Raw genomic sequence first — 26,042 nt, forward strand, 5'->3', positions numbered from 1 at the left:
GCGCTCGAAGCGCGGGGGCTGGAATACATCCTCGGCGCCCGCGAGCGCACGAGCAGCGTGGTCCGCCAGATCGTACTCGATCTCGACAGGACGGCGATGGTGCCGCTTGTTCTCGAGCGCAGGCACGGCGAGACCCAGATATGGGTCAAGGAAGTGAAGATCGGCAAGGGCAAGGATGCCCGGCGCTTCATCGTCACCTACAACGAGGCCGAGGCCGAAAAGGCGCGCGCCGACCGGCAGCAGGTCATCGACAGCCTGCAGAAGAACCTGAAGAAGGGCGACAAGGCTTTGCTCGGCAATGGCGCCTTCAAGCGATACCTGCGCAAGGCCAGCACTGGCGCCGCCTTCGAAATCGATGCCGGCAAGCTCGCCGAGGAGACCTGCTTCGACGGTATCAGCGTGGTCACCACCAACGCCAAAATCACGGCCCTGCAGGCGGTCATCCGCTACCGGGATCTGCTCCAGGTCGAGAGCCTGTTCTACAAGGCCAAGGCAACCTTCGACACGCGCCCGATCTACCATCAGACCGATGCTGCCATCCGCGGCCATGTCTACTGCACCTTCCTCGCCCTGGTGCTCGCCAAGGAACTGATGCGCCTGTGTGAGGCACACGGCTTCCAGCCCGAATGGCAGCCGCTGATCAATGACCTCGACCGCCTCCAGCAGGTGACCATCGAAAAGGACGGCAGGAGCATAACCACCCGCACTCATGTCACCGGACAGGTTGGCAGTGCCTTCCAGGCCGCAGGCATTGCCCTTCCAGCTGGAACTCGCAATTCATAGCGGCTCTACCAGAGCCCACCTTCAAAGCCCCAAATGTAGTGCAAACAAACTTTTGCGCACTCATAACCTATTGAACAACAGATCTTATTTTTAGAGTACTGTTGAACTTGGGTCTTGCGATCCTGGTCGAGCAGTCGATGGGTCTCAATCCGTTCGAGCGCGCGGCGTTCGCCTTCTGCAACCGGCGTCGGACCCGGATGAAGCTTCTGTTCTTTGACCGGTCTGGGTTCGTATTGGTGTTGAAGGCGCTGACGCAGGATAAGTTCCGCTGGCCCCGGCGTGCGGAAACGGTGGTGGCGCTCACCGCCGAGCAATTGCGATGGCTGCTCGATGGGATTGATATTGACGCGATGGTTCCTCACCCGGTGCGGCAATACCGTAAGCGCGTGCTATGAAATGCGCGCTTACAGACATCGGGCCGGCAAGCCGATCGGCACAGCCACCACCGAAAGCCTTGCGAACTCCCTGGTCAACAAACGGATGGACAAGTCTCAGCAGATGCGCTGGTCCGCACAAGGCGCGCAGGCCGTCATCACCTTGCGCAGCGCTCACATCAACCGGATGCTCGCTGATGCGCCAATCCGCTCGGATAAATCAGACCTACCCCCACTTTTGTGACAGTCCCGAAATCTGGACGCTGGGTTGCCGCTTGAGATAGGGAAGCAGCCGCATGAGTGACCTACCCTCCTATCTTGACGAACTCGACCATCTGGGCCGGTGATGACAGGGCGGGACTGGCGAAATAGGAGAAGACAGAGGATTGGCAACACATCTTTGACCTCATCATGCGGCGTTACAATGAGGTCCTGGCCTCACTGGCCCAACCGGGCAGCTATGAGCCGCTGTTCGATATCGACACCAGGAACGACGACATTTTTTGGGAGTTGTGGATCGAAGGCTTCATGCAGGCGATGAACCTCGCCCCGGACGGGTGGCGGCGCATTGCCGCCAGCGACGACGCTAGTTCCAAGGCGGGGCTCAAGGGGATAGCAAAGCTCCACACCATAGCGAATGGCGAGGCGCAGATCCTCACCTGCTACGTTCGATGTTGCGTTCAGGAAGGTCGACGTCCTTGGCTGGCTCACCGACTTTGAGATGCTCCGCGAAACCAGCGGCCGCAAGGCTTGCGTCGTTCTTCGATGCTGCAACGAGTTCGCCGGGAATGGTCGGACTGAAGCCAGCCTTTCCCGGATCGATGCCGAGACCGGCGCCTCCGCCCGTTCCATGATTCAACCCCATTCTGACGTGGACGCTGCTGGCCGAATTGGAGATGACCTTTTCACCGTTCATTTCGAGCGCACTGAGCTTGTCACCGGCGTTGCGCGAGATGGTTTCCATCAGTCGGTCGCTGTCGTTAGTGACAATCTCGATGTCCTCGCGCACACGCGTCATCATGACGTAGGAGAGGCGCTGTGTCGCAAGGTTGGTTTCGGCGGAATGGAGGACGCCGATGCCCTTGTCGGTGGTCATGCCCTGCGCCTGGTGCATGTTGATGGCGTAGGCGAGACCGAGACGCTCGAGCATCTTGTCGGAGCGGTCGATCTCGAGCACCTGGCCACTGGAGTTCTCGACCTTTACGTGCGTGTCGGTGATCGAGAGGACCCTGGCCTGGTCGGCGTTGTCGATCCCGCGCGGCTTGTCATTGGCGCCCCAGATGATCCGATCTCCCTCGTAGAGGGTGACTTGCTCCGTGCTGTAAAGCTGCAGGGCATCGGACTTGTCGGTTGGATCGATTTTCCGGGGATCGAAGCTGAACTTCATGCCCTTCCCGGTTTGAAGGATCACCTGCCCCTTGGCGTTGACATCCAGCACGTCGTAGCGGCCGCGGGCAAGCCCTCCCGACCTGGAATTACGCGCGGTATTGCGCGCCACCTCGAGCACCTGCCCTTTCGCGTAAGTCTGCTGGTATCGCAGCTCCTCGCGCGTGGTGTTGACTTTCTCGAGCGTGGTCAGGGTCAACCCTTCGCCCAGAAGGGAGCCTTCAGCTTTGAGGCCATCCTGCGTGAGCTTGTTGAGTTCGCGGCGGGCGAGCCGCCCTGAAGCGTATAACGCTGTGCGCTCACGCTCCTCTCCGCTGAGAGCCAGCCATTTGTCGGCAGCCTTCTCGAGATACCGGTCGCCTTCGCTTTGCACGCGCGGACCAAGAACTTCGAAGGCCTCCCTGAACTTGCCTGCACGGCTGAGAGCGGCGACCTGCTGCATGTGCTCGGTCTTCTGGCGCTGACTGATGGCCAGCGTGGCCATCGCCGGCTCGTGACTTTGCACGAGGTGAAAGGCCTTGCCGGCATCGATCGACTGCAGCTGCTTGAAGTCGCCGACCATGATGAGGCGATCGACCTCGAAAGTGTTGGCGATCGTGACCAGGTTGTTCATGGCCTCGTTCGAGACCAGCGAGGCTTCGTCGAGCACGAAGACCTTGCCGGCAAGCTCTTCACGCGATTGCTCGTAGGCCTCGTCCTGCCCGGCCAGGGCCCCCTTGAGATGGGCGTTGACGAAGCTGGAAACGGTCTGGGCCTTGATCCCGGCCTCGCTCCTAAGCGTGCTCACCATCTTGTTCGCAAACGCGAGGCCGACCGTTTCCCGTCCCTCTTCGGCAGCGAGGGTCTTGATGCCGCTGATAAGCGTGGTTTTTCCCGCACCGGCGACGCCCTGGATCAGGACGATGCGGTCGCTGGTCGATAGCGCAAGCGTGGTGGCTGCGAGTTGCTCTGCGCTCGGCGCATGTTCGCTGGGGATCGCCTTCAGCCGCTCGCTGACGTCACTCCCCGCCATGATCGAAGTGCTGGCATCCCGGCCAAGGTCGATCCCGGCGAGCAGCTTGCGCTCCTGTGCGACGTGCTGGGGTGTGGTGATGTGGGTAAATTCGCCGTCGAGCCGATGTGAGGCCCCCGGGATGAGTTGGCCCTTCTCGATCAGGGTCATCATCCTTTGCTCCGCACGATCGATCGTGACGCCCTGCAGGCCGTAATTGAGAGCAGTCTTGAGGATGTCACCCTTCGGGAAGGCGGCTTCGCGCTGTCCCAGTTGACGGATCGCCGAAGCTACGGCCAGTTCGGTCCGCAATTGCTCAGGGGAAATCAGGACCCGGGCAAGACCGTTGGTGAGGAGTGGATCGGCGGGCTGGAAATAGGCGCCGATCGTCCCCTGGACGGAAGATACGATCTCGTGAACCCTGGCGATGAAACCGATCGGTTTTTCCGTCGTGGAGCCTGAACGTTCAAGTGCACTGGCAATGAGGTCCTTGCCATCGAAGCCAATCTTCGCGGCCGTTGCCTGCCATTCCTTTCGCAGCGCACTACGGTCCTCGACATTCAGCTTGGCATCGCGCGTATTGACGACAACCTTGTCCTGGCCTTTGGGGGAACTGACGCCGATTTGCGCGGCCTTCGCCAGGATCTCTTCACGCCTCTGGCTGAAGGCCTCGAGGACATTGGCAGGCACGCCCTTGATCTCGAACTGGCCATGCTTGCCGGTGATCTCGGTCTGGTAGCCGAGCTTACCAAGTTCCTCGCGCATCCTGGCATGGTAGGCAGCACCGATCAGGGTGTTGTTCTTCCACAGCGGCGAATTCCACAGCGCTTGCCACTTGCCGTCCTTTGTCTGCGTGATCGCGGCGACGACGACGTGGAGGTGCCCTTGCGGATCGAGTTTGCGGCTCGTGTCGTGCTGGAAGATGGCGTAAGTGAGATTTCCCGTCTTGACGGGTTCGCCATTGCGGTTGCGAGAATAGTCGCGCGTCTCGGCAAGGGTTTTCTCGACCCATTTCATGGTGGCTTTGACGGCAGCCAGGTGTGCCTCGAGGATGCGCTTGTCGCCGGCGACGTAGGCCATCACGCTCGCGGACTTGGGCATCGAGAAAGTGAGGTCCGTTCCAACCTGGCGGTTGGCGACCTGGTTGACCTTCGTGCCGTCCGGCAATTCGCCGTTGAGGATGGCCTCAAAGGCCGCCGAAGTGACCTCCCCCGACAGCCCCAACACTTCGGCGCCCTTCCCCGCCCAGGCGGACAGTTCGGAGGAATGCTCACTGGTGTAGTAGTCGTCCTTGCCGAAATAGGCGGCAGCGCCGCCTGCGGATTTCACGGTTGCAACGGAGAGCATGGCTTAGATCTCCGGCTCGAAGTCGTCGCAGGCGTCGGGCTCGCGGATTTCCTGCACGGCTGCGATGCCCATGCGCTGTTCCTTGAGGATCAGGCTTTCGTCTGGGTCCCTGCCCTTGCCGGGAGCTTTCGCGTCCTGCCGTTGGTCGGTGATCCGGGGACGGTTTGCGTCGGCAGCATGAATGGTCCCATGCCGGGGTTCATCCTCCTTCCCGTCATCGGTCTGTTTGGGCTCAAGGAGGGCGGCAAAGCCAGTCTTGTGCATCTTGTCCGCGTGGGAATTGACGTCGGTTGGTTTGGCCGGCGCGCGCGGAAATTGCTGGGCGAGTTGCTCTGCTTGAACTTCCGCGTCGGTCTTGCCCTCAAGGGGATCTCCATCGGGATGGCGCTCGCCGTCCGCAGGCTTGGCGATCGGGATATCCTCGTTGGCAGGACCATCGCTTTCGCGGCCCTCTTCGCCCTTGGTTGAATCCTCATCTTCGTCCTCGTCGGGCACATATTCTGAGGCGCGCATCCTGGTCACGCGCAAGAAGCCCTCGGCGACAGCCGGGTAGTCCTTCCAGGTGAGCTTGATCCTTGCCGCCGGAAACCCGTCGGGGAACTTCACGAAGCCATGGAGAGCCGGCATGTCCTTGATGTCGTCGGGCATGACGAGATGCTGGACTTCCTTGCGCGGCGTGATGGTCGAGGCATCGCGGGTGTTGTTGTAGCCGTAGCTGTAGGCCTCATCCATCTGGCGCACTTCGCGGCTGCCGATGAAGTCCGAGCAGCGCTTCGCCGTATCGAGGTCAGAGGTCTTCAGAATGAGCTTGGTGCCGGCAAGCGAGGTGAGACCGACAGCCCCGTTCTCGCCGTAGGTTTCCGCCAACATCGCGAACGAGTGGATGCCCAGAACAAATGCCCCGCCAACGGCACGCGCGGTCTGGAGGCCATGTTCGATCGCCGGCAGGCGGTGCAGCGCATGAACCTCGTCGAGAAGGAACCATGTCCGCAGGTTTCGCGTGCGTCCGATCCGGAACAGGGCGTTGACGGACAGGTCCATCCAGAGGGTCAGGAGCGGACGGTTGAGAACGAGGTCGTTATGGTTCGAGGAGATGAACAGGATCGAGCCTTCGTTTTCGGTATCCGCCATCCAGCTATTGATCGAAAATCCCTCCTGACCGGGCAGAGGATCAGGAATGAACCGCAGGGCGTTGGCGTGGGTGTTGAAGGTCGCACGGATCGATTCAGCCATCTTGGCAGCTTGCGTCGCGACGAGCGGCGCCGCGACAGTGTTTTCAAGCTCCTCGCTGATGCGCTTCAGGTCAGCCTGCATCAGGTGATGGGCAAGAGCCCCATTGGAAAGTGCGCCCTTCTCGATCAGCTTCATGCACATCTCGACGAAGAGGGTGCGCGCGGCCTTTTGCCAGAAGTCGTCCTCGGCGTTGCGGCCACTGGGAATGAGCGCCGTGGCGGCCGAGAGGAAGTCGGAATAGTTGCCGCAATCGGTGAAGATGGTCCAGGGCTGGCAGCGCGTGTCCATCGTGTTGAGGATGTAATCCGTCTTCGGATTGAAGAAGCTTTCGATGAACGATCCGGTGAGGTCGAAGATGACGCAGCGATGCCCGCGCGCGCGGGCCTGCGTGACGATCTTCTTGAGCTCTGTGGTCTTGCCGGCGCCGGTGGTGCCGATGAGCATGGCGTGGCTCTGTTCCAGGCGCCAGGGACAGGGAAGCGTTGCAATCTGGTAGGGCGAATGGAAGCCTTGCCGGATGCGGTCCTTGAGCGGCATCCCAAGGACTTCGGCGGGGTCGACTTCTGGGTCACGACGCGCGCACTCTTCGATGAAGGACTTGGTGTTGAAGGCCCTGATCTGGGCATCCAGCTCGGCCCGGGCGATGAGGAGCGAGCCGCGCTCGTGACGTTCCTTGAGGATATCCGATCCGCGCTTGCGCGAGTAGTCGATGAACCAGATCGTGAGCGGCGCGCAGATGAAGACAGCCCCCATGCCCGAGGCGGCGATCAGGTGCATGAACTTCGACCAGGCAAAGACCACGGCCGGGTGATGCGGGACCCACGCCATGCGCCCCACGACAACGGAATTGTCGGGCAAGGTGAGGTGCACCTCCTTCATGGGATTGAGTGAAATCCAGCCCCACAATTGCGCGTAGATCTTCATCAGCACGAGCTGCATCTCGTGCTCCTTGAAGTAGAAGAACATGATGATCGTGAAGAGCGTTGCGGACGTTGCCATCCATGTGAAAAGGGGCACCCGGATGCCCGCCCATGTCATCGAGACTTCGTGCGAGAACAGTTGCGATCCGCGCGTAAAGGTGCCCGCATTTCGGACAATCTCGCCGCGTGAAGAATGATGCTCGAGGGTGGCCGCTTTCTTGCTGAAGCGGATGTCTTCTGCGCGGCGCTTAAACATGGTGCTGCTCGACATTGCGTTGAGCGGATTTGAGGAGCGTGGTCAGATCATCCTGACCGCCGGTGAGGGTTCGCTTGATGCAATCCTCGACAAGGATTTCGAGCGTGAACAGGACACGACTGAGGTTGACGCCTCTGCCTTCAATCAGAAGCGGGGCGCCAAACGCGATGATCTCCCGAATGGCTTGCGGTCGATCACAATTTTTAAGGTGCGCGACACGATCCACCAGCGCGACCAGGTCCGCTGGCATTCTGACGCCGATCTGCTGATTGACAGAAGTTCTATTCATAACAAGTCCCACTGGCTGTGGGACCTGGTTCGGTTATCGCAGTAGCATATTACGCACCGTGCGAAGCGGTGTCCATTGAGAACGCGGGATCAGGAATTACCACTCAAGTAGTTGATTTATGTCGCTTATCTGAGAAACAGGCATTTTGATCCCATTTGATACCGTGGTATCATATGGGATCGCATTGATAACAAAAGGAAAAGCCACGGCGCAGCCGTATAGGGTGTGCTACTCTTAGGGACTGAGACCAGGTCGTGTCCCGGCTTCCTCGGGTCTGCCTTCATGAAGGCCGTCAGGGTCACCTGTGGTGACCGGATCAGCCGCGAGGCTGGTCTTGCCAAGGGACTGAAGGCCCCGCGGCTGACGGCCGTTGGAACAGTGAAATGCCGGGTCATGGTGGTCAGATATCCATCGGGATTTAGACGAAATTTGCCTGCAATTCGGTGTCGCAATCCGACGCGAAATCGGTGACCATGGTGCTGCCGGAAACGTCGAAAGGTGAAAACCAAATGGCATCGAAGATTGATCGGGAACGTGAAGCGATCCAGCAAGCCGAAGCGGAGCTGGAAGAACGCAAGAAAAGGCTTCAGGAGATGGAGCGCGAAGAGACCGAGCGCGAACTTCACAAGCTCGTCAGGAAGGTGGGAATCGAACAGTCGATTGCGCTCCTGGGCATGGCCGTTTCGATGAAGCCCAAGAGGGCAATCGAGGTTCTTGAGACCGCCGCTGGCGAAGCGGAGCCGAAGGCGGCGGCGAAGCCTGGCGCCAAGGTCGGTCAACCTGAATTGCTCCAGGCAACCTGACGCAAGAGGCGCAGGAGCATGTGGCAAAAAATCGGGCGCCGGAGCAATGCCCAGGCGCCCAAAGATTTACCGGAAGGGGGAGGTTTAATCCCAGGCCAGCAATGGTGTGGCGTTGCCGCAATCGATAGAGCAAATCCGCACGAGGAATTCGTAGGTGGTCATCAGGTCGTGCTCTTTGAAAAGTTCGATGACCATCGGCTCTGCGAGGCGATGCTGGATCTCGATTAAAGGGAGAGATCGTGTCACGCGGTTGTTGATGCCGAGGCAGTCGTGGACACGTTTGGCGCGCTCTTGGGACATCGCCAGGTCTGGCGATACCGCGAGATGTTGGCTGACCGAAATCATCGTTCGGCCGGGGACGTCATGATCCGATATGCGAACCGAGCGACCATGATATTGAGCCTCCTCGACGACCTTGAGCGCGGCATCATTCCCGACGAAGATTGTCGCAAACTGAGCGAGGGAAAAGCAGCTCGGATTGAATTCGAAGTTGCAGGCGGTGCCTTCGATTTCGCCTTCGTCGAGATCGGCGATGAGGCCGTTGTCGATCAGCATGTTTGCGATCGTCGCGAGTTGATATGCGGGTATGCATTCAGGCTTTGAAGCGAGGGGCGTCTGCGTGTCGATGATACGGAAGATGGTCAGCATGTCCTTACTCCTGCAGCTGGCTCATCTTTCCCCTTCCCCCTCCCCTTTTGGCGTTGGATCCCGGCCCGTGAGGAGATCGATCAACGCCCGTCGTCTCTCGCGCCGCGACCTCCCGATCAGGCGCATCGCAGGCGCGCCGGTGGGCTTGGCACCGGGCCGCAACGCGGCAAAGGTGCGGGGCCCATCGGCCAGGCCGTGATCTGGCAAGTCAGACCGTCGCTGCGAAGCGGCCCAAGGGCCGCGGGCAGCGCGGGACTGGCGCGCCGGCAACCGCCCTCGCCGCTTGCTCCGCAACCTCTCGACCAGGATGGAAGCTCCCAGTAGGCAAGGCATTGCGATGGCTGGATCCGGCAGGCGGATCCCTGCCCCCTATTTGATCTGACCGCAGGGCATATCCTGATCGCGGCGAAGGGGTTCGATGCCCCTGAGCCGCGCTTCAGCACAACGGAAAGAAGCGGGAGGCCCGGGCCGGGGCCCGAGCCTCCCGCTTGGCGCTTACGCGCGACTGCTGCGCGGTGCAGGGCGCTGGTCGGCGATGCGGCGGACATGCAGCGGCACACCCGCGGCACGAAGACGCTGCGCGAGGTTGGACTGGATGCCCGAACCTTCGCACACGATGGCCTCGACCGGACGCAGGCGCACGAGGTTTTCGTTGCGCTTGAAGGGCGCTGCGTTGCCGTGCGCGCTGTTGGGGACAAAGGCGATCGACTTCACCTTGCGCGCCTGGGCCCACCCTGTCGCGATGGCGTCGACGCCCTTGCGCATACCGGTCGTGGCCAGCACCATTTCGGGGATGCGTGCCTTGATGTCATCGAGGATATCCCAGAGCATTTCATGGTCGTGCCAGACCTGCCCGCCCGACACGACGACCATGGGCCCGGTCGGTGCGTGGTCTTCGTTGCGCTGGCGGTTGCGGGCCGCAAGAAAGTCGCGCGCTGCAATCTGCGAGGCGGTTGCGCTGGTGCGGGAAACCTGCGAGCCGCGCGTGGCGGTGAAGGGTTTCCCGGTCTCGACGCGGTACACCTGCGAAGCGTGATCGCGCATGGCTTCGAGAGCTTCGCGGCATCCCTGCAAGGTGCGGCAAAGGAGCTGCGTGTCCTCCATCTCGACGGCATGGATTTCCGAGTTGTCGTTGTAGCGGGCCAGTTCGCCCAGCTTCTTGGCAGCATCGTCCTCGCGACCCTCGGCGATGCGGGCGGTCATGTGGAATGAGTTGACGAAGCCCCACACGATCTGCTGCGCGAATTCCTCCATGCGGGTGCCGCGAAAGACGTCGAAGATCGTGCCGACGGCGAGTTCGACAGCCGCGCGGGCCATGTCCGGATCGGGCATTTCGCTCGCCTCGGGTTCGGCCATGATCGAGAGCTTGGCGAGTTCGCTGTGTTCGATGAAGGCACCGTCATAGGTCGCGGCGTGGACTTCGTTGTCTGCAGCCCTGGCGATGCGGTCGTTGGCGAGAATACCGGCGAGATCGGCGAACGAAGTGAACCTGGTCATGCTAAGCCTTTCGTTTTTTCGTCATCTTCTTGATGACCCTCATCATCAGGAGCGCGGTGGTCAGGAGGTCAGAGACGTTAAGCTGGAAAGCCGGAGCGAAAGCGCAGGACCCGGCTTAACGCCGCGCGAGCGGGCCGCGGGGGAGCCGATTTTCTCGGCGCGCAGCGTCGTGAAAATTGGGGGAACCGCGGATCCTTGACCGAGGCCAGGCCCGCGCGCCAAACTTGGACTAACAGTGAGAGTATATTGGTTTGAGGTTTGTCCGCACCCGATACGCAAGGGCGGGGCATCGCTGCCGCTTCCGGGCGCGGCTACCCGCACAAGGGATCGCGACCCGAAGGGCCGAGACGGCTGCAGGCTGGCTCGGTGGAGCGTGGTCCGCCTGCAGCCCTGGCAGGGCCAGGGCGAAGCCGGGCCTGGCGCAATAGAGCCCGGTCACGCTTCAGCGTGATGTGCCCACCCCTTCCCTTGGCATGAGCAAGCCGAGGCATTCCCCTGAGTCACACCTGAAATTCCAGCACGACCGGCTGATGATGAGCGCCTTGGATTTTCGGCACGCTTTGAGTGCGGCGACATTCTTGCTGGAAGAGGTGGAATGGGAGGGCGGGCGTTTCTCGAAGGAGGAGCAGCGTCGATTCAAATGCTATGAGACCTCGATGGTGGTTTCATATGGGCCGCCGTTTTCATCGGCACGCTGTAAGTCGGCACCTTTCTGTTGGCGGCAGCTGGGAGGCGAGTTCGTTTGGAAGGTGCGCCATCGTGTCGACGAAGCCATGCAGCACCATCCTGCGCCAAGGGATGCCTCCTAGTGTATCGCGTCGACGTGGGACCGATCCGCCCATCCAGGATTGGTACGGCAATGAGGGCGCCAGGCAGTGCCTGGCGCCCAAAGGACAGTCGTGGATCAGTGGATGCAAAGCTCGGCGCGCATGGCGTCCATGTCGACCAGGTGGGCGATGTAGAGGTGACCTAAAGCGAGTTCCACGATGACCGCCTCGTCGGCGGCGAAGATCCGGTAGGCGGCCTCCCGATCGAGGGCATCGAGGTCGATCGTGGCGAGGAAGTCGTCGCGCCGGTCAGCAAAGCGTTCGAGCGATTCCAGACGGCGGGCGGCGGCTTCGACGGTGCGCTGCGAAGTAATGTCGAAGAGGTCCATCTCGGGTCTCCTGCTTGAGCGATAGCGAAAGGGCGGCGCTTCGCGCCGCCCTTCACGGGTCAGAGGAACTCGACTTCCCCTGCGATGATCTCGCAGCCGTAGCGGGTCTGGCCTTCGCCATCGTTCCAGCGGCTGTAGTGGATGCGCCCGTTGATCGCGAGCACGTCGCCCTTCTTCTTGTGGCTGCGCACGCCCATGCCCATGCCGTTGAAGATGGTGACCTTGTGGAACTCGGCGTCCTTGACCGGGTAGCCGGTTTCGGGATCCTTCTCGACCTTGCCGTCGCGGATGCGGGGGCGTTCGGTCACGAGGATGACTTCGGTGATGCGGGTGTCGCTAAAGTCGCGGGCGATGGGGTCCTTGGCAAGGCGCCCGACCAGGTTGACGTTGTTCATTTCGTAGGTCTCCAGCTGCCTCGGCGGACCGTCCGCCGGTGCCCCTGTTGAGCCCCCGGGCGGGCGCCTACCCACCGCAGCGAAGCGAAGGGGAACCCCTAAGGACCGGGGTGGTGCGGGCAGCCCGCGGAATGCGGGCAACACGGCCCGGGACGCCGGGGTTGGGTAGGGGACCGGCAGGGGGCAGGGGGCACTGGCGAAGGCGGTCGGTTCCGCCGAGCTTTCTGAGGCTGTCCAGCGAACAGGCATCGACGACCGTGGTCAGAGCCGTTTGTGTTCAGGCTCCCTCGCCTGTGATTGCCTGGCAGGTTTCGCTGAAGGATCGACGACGTGATCGCGACCGATCGTGCTCGCCTTCGGCAAGGTCGGGGGGTTCTGACCTCGCAATTGGCCGGCTCTGTGCCCGCGATTCCTCGCTGTGATCGCGCGCGGCATAGGCATGGGCGTGCGCAGCCACGTGTTAGGGCCTCGCCCGCGCGAACTTTGCGGCCCATGGGCTGGGGCGGCCGCGAGGCTTGTGTACGGGATGCGCGTGCTCGCCCGTGTCGTGGCGTGATGTCCACGGGCGGTGCGTGGTGTTGCCCATCCGCCTTAGGTTGAGTTTGAAGCCGGGAAGAATCTGCCGTCCGACATGGGCCTGGTGACCATCTTGGCGCTGCGGATAAGATCGTTGACATTGGCCGCGTTTTTTCTGGTCTGGGCACCGGGAAGGTAGCTCACGGGAGCAGTGAACCCCGCGCTGATCCAGGAGGTCAGACCGTTTTCGAGCTTGTCGAGGTATTCGGCAGCGGTGGCGTCTTCGAAGTCGTTCTTGTCAACCTTTACGGCCAGTTCGCGGTAGGTCCCGAAATCGTGGGGGTTGGACCGGATGGCGAACGTAATGCCCTTGGGCGGAGGGCCGTAGGCGGCGATCATGGCCCCGCGGTACGCGTCGACCTCGAGACGATTGATGGTCGCGAAGTCCGGGGTTTGGCCAAGTTGGGCGCAGTCTTCGTTCCACGGCGCTGCGCCGATTTCGATGTAGTAGGGCATCTTCATCTCCTGATTTGATGCCGCCTGCTTCCCCCTCGCCTTTTCGTGCGATGATGGCGCAGAAGCAGGCAGCAAAAAGAAAGGCCCACCTTCCCAGGGGAGAGGAAGGCGGGCCTTCCACCGGCGCGGGGGGGTAACGCCGGTGTTCGAGATGCTTAGGCCGGGACGTCCTCCTTCGGAGCGGCGGCCTTGCGGCGCGAGGACGGTGCCGGAGCGGTGCTGTCACCAAGGCCGTCGCCGACCGGTTCACCGGTCCCGTCGACGGGTTCGTCGGCGCCGGCGAGAGGCATCGGCGGCAGGGCCTCGTTGCCCAGAGCCGGGGCAGCCCGGCGTGTCTGCGGGCGGCGCCAGCTCACGTTGTAGGAGCCGTCCTGTTGCCGGAAGAGTGCCAGCGGGAGGGGCTTTTCCAGGGTGTGATCGTCGACCTGCCCTGACAGAAAGCTCTCGCCGGTGCCGTTGGCGGTGTATTCCCACAGGGCCCCGATCTTCACCCAGGTCCGGCGATCGGGCGAGAGGCCCATGACGTCGAAGGTGGGCGCGCGTTCATTGTTCGAGTTGACTTCGCGAAGGGCGATCAGGGCGCTGAAGCCCAGGGTGGCGATACGCCCGATGTGGATGCCGTCTTCGTTGGCCTTCAGCGTGCCGATGTTCGTGCTCATGCTACGTCTCCTGATGCGTCCGAACCCACTGTCCGGACCACCAGTCCCCTTCCCCCTCCTCCCCCGGGCCTCTTCGGGCCCGGCAGCGCGCGCACGCGCGCCATCCGCTCGGCCCCGAAGGGGCGAGCGTCAGGGCAGAGACTGGAGGGGTCAGGAAGAGGCGGCACGCAGCCGGATCACGCACATGGCGTAGGTCTGAAGCCGTTTGTTGCGGATCAGCGCCGAGGCGCGCGCGAGATGAAGTCCTTCGCGGCGATCTGAGCAGGACCGTCTCCGTCTGCGAGTGTCTGGAGGCGGTCAATCTCGAGGCGCTTGGCGAGGTCATCGGGTGCATCGCAGTACGGTTCCATCAATCGCAGGGCATCTGCGGGGTTTGGGAGTTCCTGGAAGACGGTGCCTTGCCTGATGAACGCGATTTCCTCGTCGTCTTCCACCCTGTGGACCTGGACAAAGTACGTCTGCAGTGGGCGATCCCATCCGATCGATGCCAAGCTGGCGCCGGATCCGCGTCTCGTTTGCAGTTCGTAGCGGCTCATATCGCGGCTCCTTCGTGGATCGGCCTGCGGTCACAATGACGACGGGCACCTTCGGCGCTGCTGATGGCGGAATTGATCTTCAGGGAGGCCTTGGCGCAGCCGGCCTCCCTGAGCAGTTTGCGGGCCTGCCGCATCAACTGCAAGGCGTTGTCGATGCGGCGCTTGGTCGCAAGGGTTGCGGGCCTGGTCGGTCGCATCACATGTCCTGCGGCGACATGATGGTCATGACGCGGCGGGTGACCGAGGCGTCAGCCGGATCGTCAGATCCATATTCAAGGGCGAGATCGTAGTAGTCGATCTTGAAGCAAGCCCGCTTTCCGTCGACTTCGAAGAAGGCGAGGTCTCGTTCGGGGCTGTCGCTGCTGAACGTGCAGTTCCGGACGGCGCGCAGGACCTTGGCCTGGGCGATGATCTGGCTGCGCGGCGTGCCATCGCTGACCTGCGCCAGGAGGTTGGCGGTGATGACAATCCTAGCCTGGCAGTCGAGGCCTTGCCGTACGCGATCGTTCAGCTTGGCGATGGTTTCGGTGGTGCTGAGGGAAGGTGCGAGCATGTCCGGCTCCTTTTGGTTGCTGCACCTCGCCCCCTCCCCCTTCGCTTTTCCGGCCGTGGACAGGTTCAGTTCGGCGCCAGGTCGACGCTGCATGCTCCCATTATGTTCCCGCCTGCTATACAGGCGGATCGTCTGTTCATTCGAATCCGGTTTGAAGTGCTTTGCTGCGCTGCGCCTTCACGATGTGTCGGTTGAATGTTCGCCTTGCGAACTCATGTCCCTGGCGGTCAGGGTCCCTGCCGGTTTCCCCTCGCCGGCGGGCGACGACATCGAGGAACCGATTGATCTGGGCTAATGGCTCGTGGAAAGTCCCGCTGCCAGATATGTCATGCGTGTCGAGGGCTACTCGATGTCGGGGACAGGCATCGGCGATGGCGACGATGCATTGCCTTCGCACCGCCCGACGCGTCTGGCGGCCTCGATCGCCCAGGCCGACCATATGGCGCACATGGCGGCGGTACTCATCGACCATGACGCCATCGCCCGTAAGTCGGACGATCCCTAAGCCTACTACGATCTCGGAGATTTCTATTGCTCCAATCCATTTTGGAGCGCGTGCCCGCACCAGATGGCGTGTGCTGGATACGATTTCAACGTGCCCAAGGCTAGTGATCTGGCGCAAGCACGGGAAAGCAAGGCCTCGATCCGCCGTTAATTAAAAGAAGGTCCGCTGAGTGCGGCTGAGCGCTTGATCGTAGAAGGCGACGCGGAGAAAATTAACCGGTTCATCTTTTGTCATTCTGGCCAATCGCCGGGGAGCCAGTTGCGTGAGGTGTGGATGACATGGAGTATCGTCAGCACCGTATCATCGTCGTTCAGCGCATAGGCGACGATGTAAGGAAGCCGATTGACAGATTTCTCGTAGGTGCCGCTGACACGGCCAGGGTGGCCGGTCGCGAACTTGCCCAAGTCATCGCCGGTCTCGCGTATCCGTTTCGCGACCCGTCGCGCGGCAGCCACGTTGTCTCTTGCAATATGGACGACTTGCTTTTCCAGATCATCGAGCGCGTCGTGCGACCACTGCACAATCCTCATGCAGCATTGTTGCCTGCGGCCGTGATCGCGGCGTCAATCCGGTCCATCGCTTCCTTGTGCGGCGTCACTCTGCCCGCCTCCATGTCGGCAAGCCCCCGCTGGATGCCCTCAATAATCTGCAATTCGCGATTCACATAAGCCTCGACGGCTTCGGCTGCGAGATAGGACTTTGTGCGGCGCGTATTCTGTGCGAGGCGGCCGAGCTTCTCCTTGAGATCGGTGGTCACCCGGATCGTCATCGTCGTACTGGCACCCATTTCACGCTCCTTTGACTAGTTGTGTACATCGTAACACAACTGCCCGCCTGTGTCTTCTAGTCAGCCTGTGAACCTGGAGTGGTCGAAAAGCAGCGCAGCCATGGGCTCGCGGCAGGGCGGATGACGGTGTTCTTCCGTGTCCGTCGTCGAAACATTTGGCGCAAATTTGGTGGCGCGGTAACGGAGAGCGGGCCTCGTCTTGGGTTGGCTTTTAGGCGGCAAGCTTGCGGTGCTGCAAGCGGCGATGTTCGATGGTCTGTTTCTTGATGGCGGCTCGCTGGGCGAGGATCTGCCGGTCGCGGCTGAAGTAGGCATCAGCAGGCGTCACATTACCCAGGCTCTCGTGGTAGCGCTGGTGGTTATAGTGCTCGATGAACGCCTCGATCTGTGCTTCGAGATCGCCGGGCAGGTAGTAATTTTCCAGCAGGATGCGGTTCTTCAAGGTCTGATGCCAGCGTTCGATTTTACCCTGGGTCTGGGGATGGAAGGGGGCGCCGCGCACATGGCTCATGGACTGCGCCTCGATTTAGGCGGTCAGTTCGCCCGCGACATAGCTGGGCCCATTGTCCGAGAGTATCAATCGCTGCTGGCGCTGGCACAGGAGACCGCTGGCTAGTTGGTCGAAACAATGGAAAGGGAACGCACTCTGGCAGAGCAACTGGCCAGCGCCGAGCGGCGTCGCTTCGACCTTGGCTCCAGCGACTTCTTCCTTGTAAATCAACGCGAGGAAAGCGCGACCAATGCGGAGATAAAGCTGATCGAAGCCCGAGCAAGGATCGCAGCCGACCGGGCAGAGCTCGCCGCGGCAACAGCCGACGCAAGTGCGCTTCGCCTGGACCTGCAGTAGCAGATCCAGTGAAAGGTCGTAGAGCAATGGTGCCCCGTAGAGGGGGTGGACTATACATGAAGCGGGCACCGTGATCTTCCGGCAGGTTCTTGAACGCTGCAGGACTTCTCATACCGACCGATGACAGAACCAGCAGGTGCACGATCATGCCCAAACGGACAGACGCGCCCACGCAGCTTTTCAAGGGTGGCGACAGCCACTGTTCACTTGGCGATGGGTCGCGCTCGCAGTCGGTAGTGCCAATTCAATGCCAGATCACGACAGGCTGTTGCTCTGCGCAATCGCCCCCAGCACAGCTGCGCTAGGCTTTGCAGTGCGCTCAAAGGTTTCACGATCGAAGGAATGCAGACCAAAACGGTGGTGATATCCAAAGCCCCATTCGAAGTTGTCGATCAGAGACCAGTGGAAGTAGCCGCGCACCGGAACACCGGAATCCATGACACGCTTGAGTTCGGTAAGTGCGGCAGGAATCAGCCACTGACGCAGCCCATCGTCGTCTGAGTTGACGCCGTGCTCGGTCACGTAGACCGGCAACTTGGTGGCTTCCCAAGCATAGCTTACCGCACCTGCGAGCGAGCCCGCCCAGACCTCCGCCCCCCCGGCATTAAGGCGGGCATCGGCCGGAGGCGGCAAAGCGCCCTTGTCGTTCCAGACTTTGCGTTCGTAGTTTTGCACGCCGATAAAGTCGCAGGTCCGGGCGGCGAGACGCAGCCATTCACCATAATACCGCTCGCGGATCGTATCGCGCATCGAGTGCTTGCCGATGGCCTGGTCATCAAGGATCGCAAGGCTTACGCCGACATCAAGATCGCTGCGCACCGCCTTGATCGCAGCCGTGCCCCGGCGATGGGCTTCCATCATGTTGGCACGATAGGTCTTGGGGTCCTTCACATAGAGCGTGACTCCCGGCGTATAGAGCGGCACTCCGAGCTGCTTCGCCGCCATCTCCTGCGTAGCGCGATCCCCGGCAAGGAGCTCCGGCGGCAGGATCTCACCAATCACGCCGGCAAGATTGGGCTCGTTCAAAGTTGTCGCCAGGGCAATGCCCTCGGCCAGATGTCGAGCGGCACGTTCGCAGAATCGCGCGAACAGCGCAGGAGATTCAGGATTGTGCCAGCCCCCTTTCGCCGCAAACCAGCGCGGCGTGGTGAAGTGGTTGAAGGTGACAACGGGGTTGAGCCCGCGCGCGCGGCAACCGTCGATCATCGCCTTGTAATGATCGAGCATGGCGTTGGAAAAATACCCCTCATCCGGTTCGATCCGTGCCCATTCAAGACTGAAGCGATAGGAATTCAGGCCCATGCCTTTCACGAGATCGAGATCGACCGGCCACAGTTCGAGGCTGTTGGCGGCATCGCCTGACCGATCGGCAAAGATCGTACCGGGCACATTTTCGATCACCCACAAGTCGGCGTTGAGGTTGTTGCCCTCCACTTGGTGTGCAGCCGTGGCGGCACCCCACAGGAAGCCCTGCGGGAAGTGGGGATCGACCGGTCGCGGCTTTGCGGCACGAGCCAGCGCAGTGCCGTCAATCGCCGCGGTCGCGCCGAGTGCGGCTGCTGATGCGATGAGGCTGCGACGATCGATCATATTCACTTATCCTTGTTCTGCATTGTGAGCAGCCCTTGTGTCCGCATCCAGAGGTACATCAGGTCCAACCAACTTTCTTCAGGTGAGCCCACAGGGCCAGCACCGAATCCATGGCCGCCCGATGAGAACAGATGAAACTCAATCGACTTCCCCTTGGCACGATAGCTTTCCAGCAAGGGCAGACCCGTCTGGCGAGCGAGAAGGAAGTCATCGGCCGCAATGGCAACAAACATCGGTGGGGCATCGGCCGGGACGACCATCGGCCCCATGTTCGGGTAAATAGGTGCAACGAAATCAGGCTTGTCGGCCGCGCCCTTCTCGACGACGCTGCGGGACAGGAAACCACCGGCGGAAAATCCCATAAAACCCACACGACTGGGAACGATGCCGTATTCTGCCGCATGGTGGCGCACGTAGCGCAGCGCGGCCAGTCCATCGGCCAGCGCCTGGGCCGGCGTGTCCGACGGCGGAGAAAGAACGCTCTTCTGTCCGGAAATCATCTTGTCGAGTTCGCTCACGAAGAGCTTCTGATCCGGTGGCGTCGGCAAAGTGCGATATTTCAGGACAAAGGCAGTCACGCCATGATTGGCGAACCAGCGGGCGACCTCCCAGCCCTCCTTGTCCATCTCCAGGCCGAGGAATGCACCGCCGGGCGCGATAATCACGCTTGCAGGAGAAGGCTTGCCAACCGGCCGGAACGCGGTCAGCGTCGGCTGTGTCACGTTGCGAACGGCATAGCGGCCGGTTTCGTTCAGATGCCAGATCTCGCGATCAACTTTCTCGGCCGTTGGCAGGACAACGGTATTGGGCTGCGCAGGAGCCGCAACCGTTTCAGTCGGAATGCCGGACTGCGCCTGGACGCCAGACAAAGGGGCCAGAACGGCCAGGCAAGCGCCAGTCAGTGCCAGCCGGATTTTGCGGTAACGAATCAGACGCATCCTTTTCTTCATCAACAACGGATTGGCGTTGCACAAATCGAGAGCCGCAGGGGCCACCGCAGCTCGGCGGCCCCTGCTCCGTTCACAGGCGTCAGAAATTGACCCCGGCGCGCACTCCGATGGTTCGGACCGAATCAAAGCTGAAGCGCTGATTGAGCGTCAGCACTGGATCGGCAGTTCCAACCGGGTTGGCGTCGCCGCCATCCGAACCGATCGAGATCGGGCGGACCTCATTTGTGCAGTTCTTGCAGAACAGGCTGATGGTCCAGTTGTTGGCCTTCAGGCCCGCGCGCAGGTCAATCGTATCCCAGGTGGGGATAGTAAATGCCGCGCCGATGCCCCCCGACTGCGGCGAACGGTGATAGTAGCCGACCCCGAACTGCGCTTCGAGGGAATCCGAGATCGGAGCGGCATACTCCGCGCCAAGCGCTGCGGTGAAGCGCGATGAAAGCGGCAACCGGTATCCCTTGGCGTTGAACGTACCGACGAAGTCAGGCAGCGACGAATTGATGTCGGCCTTGCAGCCGTCCGTCGTCTGCGTCGGGAAGCACTGGGCGCCCGGATAGTCATTGAACCTGGCATCGACGTAAGCCGCCGAACCGGAGAGGGTCAGTCCGTCGAAAGGATGTGCCTGGAACGAGAAGTCAACGCCCTTGGTCGTGGCAGTGGCCGCGTTGCTCAGCACGAACGTGCGAAGCGACTGGACGAAGGCCTGAACCTGCAGGTCGTAGAATTTGGTGTAGAAGCCCGACAGGCTGAACGTCACGGCGCCATCAAGCGCCTTGCCCTTGACGCCCAGCTCGCCCCCGCGCGAAATCTCCGGCCGCACCGCCAGCTCGGCATTCGGCGCGGGTGACGTATTCGAGAAGCCCGGTCCCTTGAAGCCTTCGCCATAAAATCCATAGACCATGAGGTCAGGCGTCGCTTGCCAGTCAACGCCAACCTTGTAGCTGAGATCGGTGGCGTCTGTGCTTTCGTTAGATACGTTCTGGGGCACGCCCAGAGTCACGAAGTACTGACCGAAGTTCTCCTGCAGCGCGATCCGCGCCTTTTCATAAGTCAGGCGCGCGCCGGCAGTCAGCTTGACCGTATCTGTCACCTGGTAGCTCAGCTGGCCGAAGCCGGCATAGCTGTTCTGCTTCAGTCGGTAGTCATAGTCCTGCCCGAGGAAGGAAGTGTTGCTGACGCCGCACGCCGGCGGCGGACCGGCCGTAACCGTTGCGCCGATACAGAACGGGAAGCCTATCGCCACGAAATCCGGCACGCCGTTGTTACCGCCGCGGAAGCCATCGGCCGTGGAGCTGGAGTGGAAGTAATACAGGCCGAACTGGCCCGAAAGTGGATTGCCGCTGGGCAACGCAAGGCGCAACTCCTGCGAGTACTGATCATACTTCTGGTCGGAACTGTTGTAGCTGAAGAAGTTGAAGGGCGTCTGATCGGAATCGAACTGATAGTTACTCTTCGCCTCCTTCCACGCGCTGATGCTGCTCAGTTCCATGCCATTCGGGAATGTGAGACTAATATTGGCCTGGATTCCACCGGTCCCGCTGTCGCGATAATTGGGTGCTTCTGCTGCGAAGTTAAGGTTATCCTCACCTGCGACAAGACCGCGGGCCGGATATTGGCTGCCGGACCCGAATTCGCGGAAGGTAATGTCGTAGCGGCCAGTAATGCCACGCTGGAGGTTGTAGTCCCCGATGACGTAGATCGAAAGGTTGTCAGTCGGCTCGAACAGCAACTTGGCGCGAAGGCCCACATTTTTCAGACCGAGGTCATTACGCACGGCGGGATTTACGTTCGAGACGGTAATCGGGTCCTGATCGCTGTAGATCGCGTTGAAGCGCAGGGCGGCCCTGTCCCCCATCGGCAAATTCAGTGTCGAGCGCAACTGATAGCCGGTGCCGTTGTCGCCCGGACGTTCGCGTTGCACCAGTTCGCCATCGGCGCTGAACGACATCTCGCCCAGTTTCGGCTTGTTGGTGGTTATGTTGACGAGACCGGCCGAGGCGTTCTTGCCGAAAAGCAGCCCCTGCGGCCCATTCAGCACTTCTACGCGTGCAACGTCATAGAACGCGTTCGACGCAAACTCGCGATTACCCAGCACCACGTCGTCGACCACTTGCGAGACGCTTGCTTCGACCGTGTTGGCAAAAGTAGCGGTACCGACGCCGCGTACCGAGAATGTGTTATCCTGCGCGACCTGCAGACTGGGGGCAAGCTTCGTCACGGCGGAGAGATCGTTTGCGCCGCGCTGGATAAGCTGGTCCGAACTCACGACGGTCACGCTGACCGGAACCTTGAGCACGTTCTCACTACGGCGCTGGGCAGTAACGATGATGTCGCCGATCGCACCTTCCTCAGGCCGCTGTTCTTGCGCGAATGCGGGCATGGATGAATACAGCGCAATGGCGGCAATAGACGCCGACTGCACGAGCCGTATCTTCTTGACTGACTTCATAAATCTCTCCTCCTCTGAACATTTCCGCGGATGTCTTCTTCTTGCCTGGCCGGTCCGCGCATCCGGCAGTCCCCTCAATCAGGGCATGATAATCGTTGCATGGCGTTCGTTGCGGACAATCACCGGCTGGAACTCCGGCGGGAAATAAGGGTGTCGATATCGGATGGCACTACCGACCAGATGTACGCCTCGCGCCAGGCCACCGGGCTTTGGCACGACGACAGTAAAGTAGTCGCCCACATAGAGCCGGGTCTCTGTCGCGTCGTCAAGCTCAGCATGCGTGTATTCATGCTCGCCCAGCCGGAATAGATTGTTCTCGGCCGGGTAGAGTATGCCATCGACGGTAATGTCGACACCTTCAATCAGGCTGAGACGCGAGGACCGGTAGTTGGCCTGGCGGATGCGCACCTCGAAGCCGGCCCTTGCATTCTCTGGGCCAAAGTTGCGAAAGCCCGTGCTCTGGATATGGGAGCGTTCAAGCATGTGCCGTCTCCGCGTTGGCAGCGTCATATTCATCTTCCAGCATGCGGATCAGCGCATGCTGACGGCGGACCTGCTCGATCGCGACCCACGGATCGCGCGCGCCCTCGTATTCGCTGGACAGATAACCGGAGTAGCCGAGCTTCTTCAGCATCGGCACTATGCGCTCCCACGGAATCTGGTGGTCGTGCAGGTTCTCGTCAATATCGTGAAACTTCGCCTGGATAAAGGGCACGTACTGAATCACGTCCTCAAGGTGTTCGACCGGCACCTTGATGCCGTTGAGAAAACTCAGGGCGCCCTTCTTGATCTCCTCCGTCTCGCCGCCACCCCATTTGTGGATCGGACGGTCCTGAAAGATGCCAGTGTCGATCATCAAACCGAAGTTCTTCGTGCCGGTACGTTCAATGAAATTCACATAGGCTTCAGTAACCGGATGGCGGATCGGCGTTGGCGAATGAATTTCGGGCAGTATCACCAGATCAAGCTGAGCAGCGAGATCGAGGTTGCGCTCCACCGCGCCCTCCCAGATCGGATCGGGTGTCAGCTCGTGGTCGATCACACCGAATTTCGGGCGGATGAACCTGAAACCCAGTTTGTGTGCCAGCCGCAGGTCTTGCTCAATCTGGGCAGCGCCCTCCTCGACGCTCATGTTGCGGCCGATCTGGATACGCGTATCGACCCAGCAGGCGAAATTGGTCGGCTCAAGCTTGTAACGGTCGAGCTGGGCGAACCAGTGGTCCATCCACGCTGCCGGCGGCTCAGGATATAGCGGCACGGTTGTCTCGCCCAGAATCTCGACACCCGTCGAGCCGGTGTCCGCGACATGCTCAAACGCGTCATCCAGCGTCATCACCGTCCCGAAGTCATCAGTGTAGCTGTAAAGCGAAACACCGTAGCGGAAGCTTGCCACCACTCTCTCCCTCTCGCACAGACTCAATTGATCGATGCTTAATATGACCCCTTATTAAGCGCTGCTCGATTTCGTGGCAAGCAACGAATTAAGTGGCGCTTAATAAGCTGGTGACACACTTGTGGAAGCGGAGAAAAGGTCACATAGGTGTGGCATGGGAACAAAGGCCTTTAACCGTGAAAGGCGCGGAAAACCGTCACATCGTGAAGACCTGCGGGCGGAGCTTCTGGCCGCGGCAGTATCTTATGTGATCCGCGAAGGACATGAAGGCCTGTCCATGCGCAGACTGGCCGAAGAGGTCGGAGTCTCCTCTGCGGCACCCTATCATCACTTCCCGGATCGCCGAGCTCTGCTCACCGCTGTTGCACTGGAAGGCTACCGGCAGATGTTCGATGAAACCGCTGTCGGCGATTCCGATCTCAAGCCAACCGATAAGGGCGAGGACACCACCCTGTTCAAGACTTTCATGGGGTTCATCAGATTTGCGCGCGGGAACCCCAACCTCTTCACGCTAATGTACGAGAGCGAGCTTGTACGGCCGACGCTTTCACCCGAACTGGCCCAAGCGCAGGACTTAGGCTTCCAGTCACTTCGCCGCGAAGTCGCCCGCCGTGCACTGCATCTTTCCGAAGAGGAACGCGCCGTTCGCATTGCCACGATTTGGAGCGCGATCTTCGGCTTCGCACTTCAATCGAATCGCGCGATGCTCCGTGCGCATCCGTTGGAGCCGGCGCCGGATGACCTGGCACCGCAAGTTGTCCGACAGGCGCTACGCCTGCTTGCCTGATTTGCGGTTATATATTTGTAACGATGTGAATTAAGCAGCCATCCATTCGAGTTGCCCTCCACGGCCATCGAAGGCCCCTTTGCAGCAACTCAAGGTCCGTGTGACGGTCAAGCATGGCAAACGGAACCGGTCACCGGATCAGGATATGCGGAGCATCCTATACTGCACGCTCAAAGCCGGGCGCGCAATTCCGCTTCGGTGACGATCTCGATTTCGCCGCCAGCGTCGCGCAGTTTTTCAGCCTTGCGTTGCTCTGCCTGCGCCGCCTCCCAGCAACCGAAAGGCTGGTGGGTGCTTACGACAAGCATCGTCGTGGTCGAGCTGACCCTTGAAACCACGCGTGCGCCGTGTGCCGCCAAAAGCTCGGCCAAGGCCCCATCCCGCCGTTCGCCCAGGATTGCGATGCGATGGCCTTTCAGGGGGCCAGTGTCGGCGGCGCGCGGAGCTTTACCGGGTTTTGCGGGCTTCGCCAGCCAGCCTTGCAAGTCGATACCAGTATCCTCGATCGCTCTGACGATCACTTCGCCCGCAGCCCGCGCATCGCTGAGCGCATCGTGATGGCGGTGGTGGATTTTCAGATGTTGGGCGAGCGTGTTGAGGCGGTGATTGGGAAGCTGCGGCCACGCCCGCTTGGCCACGCGAACACTGTCCAGCCAGGTCGTTTCGATATAGGGTAGGTTGCCGATCTGGCAGGCTGCAGCAAGGGCGCCCTTGTCGAACCCTGAATGTGCAACCGTGACCCGACCGGTCAGATGCTCAGCAACGATGCCATGAATACCGCTGAAGGTTGGCTTGCCTGCAACATGCACCGGCGAAATGCCATGTATGCCAATGTTGAATGGGGAGAATTCATCTTGCGGATCGATAAGCGTTTCGTAAGCGAAAACCTCTTGTCCGTCCCGAAAGCCGACAATGCCGATCTGGCAGATGCTGCCGACCCGCGCACAGGATGTCTCGACGTCGACCACGACGAAGTCCGGATTTTCGCCGATCGACGCATCGTCCGAAGCAAAGGGATCGTTTGGTTCAGAAAGCTTCATGGCGATCCCATAGCAGCTCGGCCTTCACGGCGCGATGGTGCCCGATGCAATGGACGAGACATGCAAAACCTCACACGGCCCCCCACCGAAGCGAGAGAATCTGCAAAGCCCTCGATATGGCCGGAATGATGACAGCGTGCCAACATTGCCTCAATCGCAAGACAAGTTATGATGCCCGATATGCAAGATCGACAGGATCACTTCGCCTACTGTGTCCAGCTTCTTGGTGGGACAACAGCTTTTTGCAGACGCCTCAGGATAGATGAGCGCGCCGTCCGGCGGTTCGTCAATGGCGAGCGGCCAATCAGCGACGGTCTTCTGCGAGACACCGCGAAGGCATTAAGCGAGCTTGCCACACAAGCCAACGCGGCTGCAGAAACGATCTGTGCCAATTTGCCTTCTGAACCCGGCAGTGCCTGATCGGCGCAACCTGAATTGATCATTGCGCCAAGGGGATAAGCGCGATCCGAGCCTGAAACCCTACTCTCTGGCCGCGCTGTTTTTCATTTCCAGGTAGACTCTCTCTCGCTCGTCAGGCGCCAAAGACAAAAGATGGCGGCTTGCCTCCTTGTAGCTCAGAAACGGCTGACCATCGACGATGATGGGAACTGTGCGGCCATTGTAGATCCTGCGCAGCAACCGCCGCTGCGATCTACCGAGCATATGGTCACATTCTTCGGTAATGGTGATGTCCTATCCTGGAAAACGTTTGCCGGCTGTTACCATCGCCAATCCAAGTAGGCGGTAAGCGCGAAATTCCGCGCACCTGTTCGGTTGAGTGACGCGGTGTGAAGGATGTGTCCACCAAGGAAGAGGTGGACACATGGAGATGGCACCGA

29 protein-coding genes and 2 pseudogenes are annotated in these 26,042 nt (G+C 60.7%); 11 read left to right on the forward strand and 20 right to left on the reverse strand.

The annotated features are described in order from the left end of the window. The 4 genes and pseudogenes from B5483_RS19670 to B5483_RS19685 form a co-directional block, all read left to right on the forward strand. Positions 1 to 783 (forward strand): IS1634 family transposase (locus B5483_RS19670; RefSeq protein ID WP_425435060.1); only part of this gene is annotated, 783 nt, incomplete at its 5' end. Positions 784 to 890: 107 nt separating this feature from the next. Next, a complete protein-coding gene (gene tnpB, locus B5483_RS19675; protein WP_139384079.1) occupies positions 891 to 1,178 on the forward strand; it encodes an IS66 family insertion sequence element accessory protein TnpB in 288 nt (95 codons plus the stop codon). 1 nt (position 1,179) lies between these two features. After that, entirely contained in the window at positions 1,180 to 1,401 is a 222-nt protein-coding gene (locus tag B5483_RS19680) for a hypothetical protein (protein WP_079731658.1), read from the forward strand. Positions 1,402 to 1,547: 146 nt separating this feature from the next. After that, positions 1,548 to 1,877 (forward strand): annotated as a pseudogene (locus tag B5483_RS19685) (UPF0149 family protein); the annotation flags it as partial. On the opposite strand, the gene mobF reads toward B5483_RS19685, so the two are convergent. After that, the gene (mobF, locus tag B5483_RS19690) at positions 1,813 to 4,881 is read right to left on the reverse strand and encodes a MobF family relaxase (protein WP_079731660.1); all 3,069 of its coding nucleotides are present in this window, start codon (positions 4,879 to 4,881) and stop codon (positions 1,813 to 1,815) included. The pseudogene B5483_RS19685 and the gene mobF overlap by 65 nt on opposite strands. A 3-nt stretch (positions 4,882 to 4,884) precedes the next feature. Continuing rightward, complete coding sequence (locus B5483_RS19695; RefSeq protein ID WP_079731661.1) at positions 4,885 to 7,290, reverse strand: type IV secretion system DNA-binding domain-containing protein; 2,406 nt, start codon at positions 7,288 to 7,290, stop codon at positions 4,885 to 4,887. Here B5483_RS19695 and B5483_RS19700 point away from each other — a divergent pair. Continuing rightward, positions 7,289 to 7,624, forward strand: coding sequence for a hypothetical protein (locus B5483_RS19700; protein ID WP_079731662.1), 336 nt, complete (start codon positions 7,289 to 7,291; stop codon positions 7,622 to 7,624). The genes B5483_RS19695 and B5483_RS19700 overlap by 2 nt on opposite strands. A gap of 398 nt (positions 7,625 to 8,022) precedes the next feature. Beyond that, the gene (locus B5483_RS19705; RefSeq protein WP_176168136.1) at positions 8,023 to 8,382 is read left to right on the forward strand and encodes a hypothetical protein; all 360 of its coding nucleotides are present in this window, start codon (positions 8,023 to 8,025) and stop codon (positions 8,380 to 8,382) included. Positions 8,383 to 8,466: 84 nt separating this feature from the next. Here the strand turns inward: B5483_RS19705 and B5483_RS19710 are convergent, their stop codons facing one another. Beyond that, entirely contained in the window at positions 8,467 to 9,030 is a 564-nt protein-coding gene (locus tag B5483_RS19710; protein WP_079731664.1) for a hypothetical protein, read from the reverse strand. A gap of 495 nt (positions 9,031 to 9,525) precedes the next feature. Further along, complete coding sequence (locus B5483_RS19715) at positions 9,526 to 10,527, reverse strand: DUF2493 domain-containing protein (protein WP_079731665.1); 1,002 nt, start codon at positions 10,525 to 10,527, stop codon at positions 9,526 to 9,528. A gap of 473 nt (positions 10,528 to 11,000) precedes the next feature. Between B5483_RS19715 and B5483_RS23280 the strand changes: the two genes are divergently transcribed. Further along, a complete protein-coding gene (locus tag B5483_RS23280) occupies positions 11,001 to 11,336 on the forward strand; it encodes a hypothetical protein (protein ID WP_079731666.1) in 336 nt (111 codons plus the stop codon). A 95-nt stretch (positions 11,337 to 11,431) separates the two neighbouring features. Here the strand turns inward: B5483_RS23280 and B5483_RS19725 are convergent, their stop codons facing one another. From B5483_RS19725 to B5483_RS19755, 7 genes are all read right to left on the reverse strand, one after another. After that, the gene (locus B5483_RS19725) at positions 11,432 to 11,683 is read right to left on the reverse strand and encodes a hypothetical protein (protein WP_054948186.1); all 252 of its coding nucleotides are present in this window, start codon (positions 11,681 to 11,683) and stop codon (positions 11,432 to 11,434) included. A gap of 59 nt (positions 11,684 to 11,742) precedes the next feature. Continuing rightward, positions 11,743 to 12,078: a single-stranded DNA-binding protein gene (locus tag B5483_RS19730; protein WP_079731667.1), complete on the reverse strand. Its 336-nt coding sequence runs from the start codon at positions 12,076 to 12,078 to the stop codon at positions 11,743 to 11,745. Between the two features lie 591 nt (positions 12,079 to 12,669). Further along, positions 12,670 to 13,110, reverse strand: coding sequence for a hypothetical protein (locus B5483_RS19735; protein ID WP_139384081.1), 441 nt, complete (start codon positions 13,108 to 13,110; stop codon positions 12,670 to 12,672). A 155-nt stretch (positions 13,111 to 13,265) separates the two neighbouring features. Beyond that, positions 13,266 to 13,769, reverse strand: a complete 504-nt coding sequence (locus tag B5483_RS19740) for a DUF736 domain-containing protein (protein ID WP_079731669.1) — start codon at positions 13,767 to 13,769, stop codon at positions 13,266 to 13,268. A 215-nt stretch (positions 13,770 to 13,984) separates the two neighbouring features. Next, the gene (locus B5483_RS19745; protein WP_079731670.1) at positions 13,985 to 14,305 is read right to left on the reverse strand and encodes a hypothetical protein; all 321 of its coding nucleotides are present in this window, start codon (positions 14,303 to 14,305) and stop codon (positions 13,985 to 13,987) included. Further along, positions 14,302 to 14,502: a hypothetical protein gene (locus B5483_RS19750; RefSeq protein ID WP_054947605.1), complete on the reverse strand. Its 201-nt coding sequence runs from the start codon at positions 14,500 to 14,502 to the stop codon at positions 14,302 to 14,304. The genes B5483_RS19745 and B5483_RS19750 overlap by 4 nt, the downstream gene beginning before the upstream one ends. Next, a complete protein-coding gene (locus B5483_RS19755) occupies positions 14,502 to 14,858 on the reverse strand; it encodes a DUF3768 domain-containing protein (RefSeq protein ID WP_054947604.1) in 357 nt (118 codons plus the stop codon). The genes B5483_RS19750 and B5483_RS19755 overlap by 1 nt, the downstream gene beginning before the upstream one ends. A gap of 301 nt (positions 14,859 to 15,159) precedes the next feature. Between B5483_RS19755 and B5483_RS22965 the strand changes: the two genes are divergently transcribed. Next, positions 15,160 to 15,363 carry a hypothetical protein gene (locus B5483_RS22965; protein WP_139384082.1) on the forward strand — a complete coding sequence of 68 codons (204 nt, stop codon included), beginning with the start codon at positions 15,160 to 15,162 and terminating at the stop codon, positions 15,361 to 15,363. 230 nt (positions 15,364 to 15,593) lie between these two features. Here B5483_RS22965 and B5483_RS19760 read toward each other — a convergent pair whose 3' ends face one another. From B5483_RS19760 to B5483_RS19770, 3 genes and pseudogenes are all read right to left on the reverse strand, one after another. Continuing rightward, positions 15,594 to 15,893 (reverse strand): type II toxin-antitoxin system RelE/ParE family toxin, encoded by a 300-nt coding sequence (locus B5483_RS19760; RefSeq protein ID WP_079731671.1) that lies wholly within the window; start codon positions 15,891 to 15,893, stop codon positions 15,594 to 15,596. Continuing rightward, positions 15,890 to 16,150 (reverse strand): CopG family ribbon-helix-helix protein, encoded by a 261-nt coding sequence (locus tag B5483_RS19765; protein WP_079731672.1) that lies wholly within the window; start codon positions 16,148 to 16,150, stop codon positions 15,890 to 15,892. The genes B5483_RS19760 and B5483_RS19765 overlap by 4 nt, the downstream gene beginning before the upstream one ends. A gap of 211 nt (positions 16,151 to 16,361) precedes the next feature. Beyond that, a pseudogene (locus B5483_RS19770) lies at positions 16,362 to 16,727 on the reverse strand (integrase core domain-containing protein); the annotation flags it as partial. A 51-nt stretch (positions 16,728 to 16,778) separates the two neighbouring features. Here B5483_RS19770 and B5483_RS19775 point away from each other — a divergent pair. After that, a complete protein-coding gene (locus B5483_RS19775) occupies positions 16,779 to 16,997 on the forward strand; it encodes a TolC family protein (protein ID WP_245829411.1) in 219 nt (72 codons plus the stop codon). 255 nt (positions 16,998 to 17,252) lie between these two features. On the opposite strand, the gene B5483_RS19780 is transcribed toward B5483_RS19775, so the two are convergent. From B5483_RS19780 to B5483_RS19800, 5 genes are all read right to left on the reverse strand, one after another. Next, on the reverse strand, positions 17,253 to 18,587 hold the full coding sequence (locus B5483_RS19780; protein ID WP_054947601.1) for a family 1 glycosylhydrolase: 1,335 nt from the start codon (positions 18,585 to 18,587) through the stop codon (positions 17,253 to 17,255). Positions 18,588 to 18,589: 2 nt separating this feature from the next. After that, the gene (locus B5483_RS19785) at positions 18,590 to 19,537 is read right to left on the reverse strand and encodes an alpha/beta hydrolase (RefSeq protein WP_245829413.1); all 948 of its coding nucleotides are present in this window, start codon (positions 19,535 to 19,537) and stop codon (positions 18,590 to 18,592) included. A gap of 79 nt (positions 19,538 to 19,616) precedes the next feature. After that, positions 19,617 to 21,983 (reverse strand): TonB-dependent receptor, encoded by a 2,367-nt coding sequence (locus B5483_RS19790; protein ID WP_054947599.1) that lies wholly within the window; start codon positions 21,981 to 21,983, stop codon positions 19,617 to 19,619. 78 nt (positions 21,984 to 22,061) lie between these two features. Beyond that, a complete protein-coding gene (locus tag B5483_RS19795) occupies positions 22,062 to 22,466 on the reverse strand; it encodes a C-glycoside deglycosidase beta subunit domain-containing protein (protein WP_054947598.1) in 405 nt (134 codons plus the stop codon). Then, positions 22,459 to 23,376: a sugar phosphate isomerase/epimerase family protein gene (locus B5483_RS19800; protein WP_054947597.1), complete on the reverse strand. Its 918-nt coding sequence runs from the start codon at positions 23,374 to 23,376 to the stop codon at positions 22,459 to 22,461. The genes B5483_RS19795 and B5483_RS19800 overlap by 8 nt, the downstream gene beginning before the upstream one ends. A gap of 154 nt (positions 23,377 to 23,530) precedes the next feature. On the opposite strand from B5483_RS19800, the gene B5483_RS19805 reads away from it, so the two are divergent. Continuing rightward, positions 23,531 to 24,163, forward strand: coding sequence for a TetR/AcrR family transcriptional regulator (locus B5483_RS19805; RefSeq protein ID WP_054947596.1), 633 nt, complete (start codon positions 23,531 to 23,533; stop codon positions 24,161 to 24,163). Between the two features lie 170 nt (positions 24,164 to 24,333). Here the strand turns inward: B5483_RS19805 and B5483_RS19810 are convergent, their stop codons facing one another. Beyond that, positions 24,334 to 25,203 (reverse strand): exonuclease domain-containing protein, encoded by an 870-nt coding sequence (locus B5483_RS19810; protein WP_245829416.1) that lies wholly within the window; start codon positions 25,201 to 25,203, stop codon positions 24,334 to 24,336. Positions 25,204 to 25,383: 180 nt separating this feature from the next. Between B5483_RS19810 and B5483_RS23380 the strand changes: the two genes are divergently transcribed. Beyond that, positions 25,384 to 25,623: a hypothetical protein gene (locus B5483_RS23380; RefSeq protein ID WP_245829418.1), complete on the forward strand. Its 240-nt coding sequence runs from the start codon at positions 25,384 to 25,386 to the stop codon at positions 25,621 to 25,623. The last annotated feature ends 419 nt before the right edge of the window (positions 25,624 to 26,042 follow it).

Source organism: Novosphingobium mathurense, assembly GCF_900168325.1.
Lineage (GTDB): Bacteria > Pseudomonadota > Alphaproteobacteria > Sphingomonadales > Sphingomonadaceae > Novosphingobium > Novosphingobium mathurense.

Excerpts from the sequence above, each read along its gene's own strand:
- B5483_RS19680 (WP_079731658.1), top strand. The coding sequence starts at position 1,180 with ATGCGCGCTTACAGACATCGGGCCGGCAAGCCGATCGGCACAGCCACC.
- mobF (WP_079731660.1), bottom strand. The coding sequence starts at position 4,881 with ATGCTCTCCGTTGCAACCGTGAAATCCGCAGGCGGCGCTGCCGCCTAT.
- B5483_RS19700 (WP_079731662.1), top strand. The coding sequence starts at position 7,289 with ATGGTGCTGCTCGACATTGCGTTGAGCGGATTTGAGGAGCGTGGTCAG.
- B5483_RS19695 (WP_079731661.1), bottom strand. The coding sequence starts at position 7,290 with ATGTTTAAGCGCCGCGCAGAAGACATCCGCTTCAGCAAGAAAGCGGCC.
- B5483_RS19710 (WP_079731664.1), bottom strand. The coding sequence starts at position 9,030 with ATGCTGACCATCTTCCGTATCATCGACACGCAGACGCCCCTCGCTTCA.
- B5483_RS19715 (WP_079731665.1), bottom strand. The coding sequence starts at position 10,527 with ATGACCAGGTTCACTTCGTTCGCCGATCTCGCCGGTATTCTCGCCAAC.
- B5483_RS23280 (WP_079731666.1), top strand. The coding sequence starts at position 11,001 with ATGAGCAAGCCGAGGCATTCCCCTGAGTCACACCTGAAATTCCAGCAC.
- B5483_RS19725 (WP_054948186.1), bottom strand. The coding sequence starts at position 11,683 with ATGGACCTCTTCGACATTACTTCGCAGCGCACCGTCGAAGCCGCCGCC.
- B5483_RS19730 (WP_079731667.1), bottom strand. The coding sequence starts at position 12,078 with ATGAACAACGTCAACCTGGTCGGGCGCCTTGCCAAGGACCCCATCGCC.
- B5483_RS19735 (WP_139384081.1), bottom strand. The coding sequence starts at position 13,110 with ATGCCCTACTACATCGAAATCGGCGCAGCGCCGTGGAACGAAGACTGC.
- B5483_RS19740 (WP_079731669.1), bottom strand. The coding sequence starts at position 13,769 with ATGAGCACGAACATCGGCACGCTGAAGGCCAACGAAGACGGCATCCAC.
- B5483_RS19745 (WP_079731670.1), bottom strand. The coding sequence starts at position 14,305 with ATGAGCCGCTACGAACTGCAAACGAGACGCGGATCCGGCGCCAGCTTG.
- B5483_RS19750 (WP_054947605.1), bottom strand. The coding sequence starts at position 14,502 with ATGCGACCGACCAGGCCCGCAACCCTTGCGACCAAGCGCCGCATCGAC.
- B5483_RS19755 (WP_054947604.1), bottom strand. The coding sequence starts at position 14,858 with ATGCTCGCACCTTCCCTCAGCACCACCGAAACCATCGCCAAGCTGAAC.
- B5483_RS19760 (WP_079731671.1), bottom strand. The coding sequence starts at position 15,893 with ATGAGGATTGTGCAGTGGTCGCACGACGCGCTCGATGATCTGGAAAAG.
- B5483_RS19765 (WP_079731672.1), bottom strand. The coding sequence starts at position 16,150 with ATGGGTGCCAGTACGACGATGACGATCCGGGTGACCACCGATCTCAAG.
- B5483_RS19775 (WP_245829411.1), top strand. The coding sequence starts at position 16,779 with ATGGAAAGGGAACGCACTCTGGCAGAGCAACTGGCCAGCGCCGAGCGG.
- B5483_RS19780 (WP_054947601.1), bottom strand. The coding sequence starts at position 18,587 with ATGATCGATCGTCGCAGCCTCATCGCATCAGCAGCCGCACTCGGCGCG.
- B5483_RS19785 (WP_245829413.1), bottom strand. The coding sequence starts at position 19,537 with ATGAAGAAAAGGATGCGTCTGATTCGTTACCGCAAAATCCGGCTGGCA.
- B5483_RS19790 (WP_054947599.1), bottom strand. The coding sequence starts at position 21,983 with ATGAAGTCAGTCAAGAAGATACGGCTCGTGCAGTCGGCGTCTATTGCC.
- B5483_RS19795 (WP_054947598.1), bottom strand. The coding sequence starts at position 22,466 with ATGCTTGAACGCTCCCATATCCAGAGCACGGGCTTTCGCAACTTTGGC.
- B5483_RS19805 (WP_054947596.1), top strand. The coding sequence starts at position 23,531 with ATGGGAACAAAGGCCTTTAACCGTGAAAGGCGCGGAAAACCGTCACAT.
- B5483_RS19810 (WP_245829416.1), bottom strand. The coding sequence starts at position 25,203 with ATGAAGCTTTCTGAACCAAACGATCCCTTTGCTTCGGACGATGCGTCG.
- B5483_RS23380 (WP_245829418.1), top strand. The coding sequence starts at position 25,384 with ATGCAAGATCGACAGGATCACTTCGCCTACTGTGTCCAGCTTCTTGGT.